Here is a 1660-nt window from a genome sequence, read left to right on the forward strand (position 1 = left end):
CCTGCCTGTCGGACAGGCAGGTTAGTCAATCTCTTTAATGTAAGCAGATAATCATCTCGATAGACTGTCGGGATAATGATCTTACTTTGATTTTTACTAATGAGTTCAGCATTCATCATTACACGTGCAATTCTGCCGTTGCCGTCTTCAAAAGGATGTACTTCACTTACGAGAAACATCATATATGCTGCTCTTGCAAATGGATCAGTCAAAATTTTGTAATAGTCAAATCCACGTATGAGTGTACCACGAACAAGTTTGAAATCAACAAACAAGGTATTTCCAGCTCTGTTATTTTTTTCTTTGAATTGACCAGGAGATTTACCTATACGTGCTGATAGCAATGTTTTATGTCTTGAGAGAAGTAATTCTAGAAATTCATCAGAACTATTTGGAATTATTTTCATTTCGTTTCTGTTCGAGACTATTTGATATGTACCAAGAATATCGTGTGAATCATCTCCGCGGTTAGGTAAAGGAACACCGGTATCTATTATATTTTTTGCTTCAGAGACTTCGAATACGGTTCCCTCAATGTAGTTGGAAAAATAAGCTTCAAAGAAAGCGAAATTCCTAAAAGAATTTAAGGATAAATTTTTCTCCGGGCGTTCTTTAAAAGTTTTGTTGTGCAGATAGTTAGAGAGTAACTCAAAGAGTTCTATTCTGTTTCTATCATAAGGCAATCCTGCAGCACGTGATAAAGCTAAATCTGATTTTAATATTTTAGAGGGCTTGGTGGCAAACAAAGCACCTATAATTTTGTTTAGTGATTCAAACTCTTTTTGCATATCAAGTATTTCAGATAATTGCTTTGCTATATCACGCAATTGATTTAAACCATTTTCCCCTTTTATTCTTAAAATATCATCTAACTTTTCCTCAATCTGAGGAATGGTTAAAGACTTTGAATCGGGACCGGATTTTTTGGTTATCTGAAGATTCTCAAGAAAAGCTCTTTCCTTAGACGAAACATACAACTCACCAATCATTTTATTGTCCCCTTCAATAGGTCCCTTTCCCTCAAGAAAATTTATTGTTATACCAGGAAGTTTTATTTTTCTCGTATAGGAATAAGTAACAAAAATCTGATTAGTTGAAGTTGGTTTGAACTCAAAAGCGGAACGATGGCTTAGCACTGAGCCGGGATATAAGTTACCAAGAATTTCAAGAATGTTTCTGCTTATAATTTCAGAAGGTTTTTCTTCAAGATTTGTAGAATAAATCCTTGGGGCAATCTTCCGAAGTTTGTTTTCTTGAAGCAGTTTCGAGATTTTATAATTCTCTTGACGATTTGCTGAGGCAAATATTAGCTCACTCATTGAAAATATTTTCCAAAATAGTTATTGAACTGACTCTAAATTGTAATAATTTTCCAAAATAAACAAGTTTATTTGTAATATTTTCCAGAATAGGTCTTTATTTTGAGGAAATTTTCTAAAATAAGATTGGGGATAGCGGTTAAATTTAACAATATAAAAAATAAGTAGTGATTTTTATTCGAGTTTTATTTTTATACCGAAAGCGAGATTTTCCCAACGGTGATTCCTTCGAAACGATTTCCATTCTACTGTATCTCAAATTTGTCATAGTCTTCCTTAGTTATAATGCTAACTACTTGCGGGTCTATAATCTCAACTTCTTCATAAGTGAGGTTGTAGAG

1 protein-coding gene is annotated in these 1660 nt (G+C 33.5%); it reads right to left on the minus strand.

Annotated elements, in window-relative coordinates; genetic code table 11:
- Positions 1–1319 (minus strand): Fic family protein (locus FJ213_13515; protein ID MBM4177171.1); only part of this gene is annotated, 1319 nt, incomplete at its 3' end.
- Between the last annotated feature and the right edge of the window lie 341 nt (positions 1320–1660).

Source organism: Ignavibacteria bacterium (assembly GCA_016873845.1).
GTDB lineage: Bacteria > Bacteroidota > Ignavibacteria > Ch128b > Ch128b > JAHJVF01.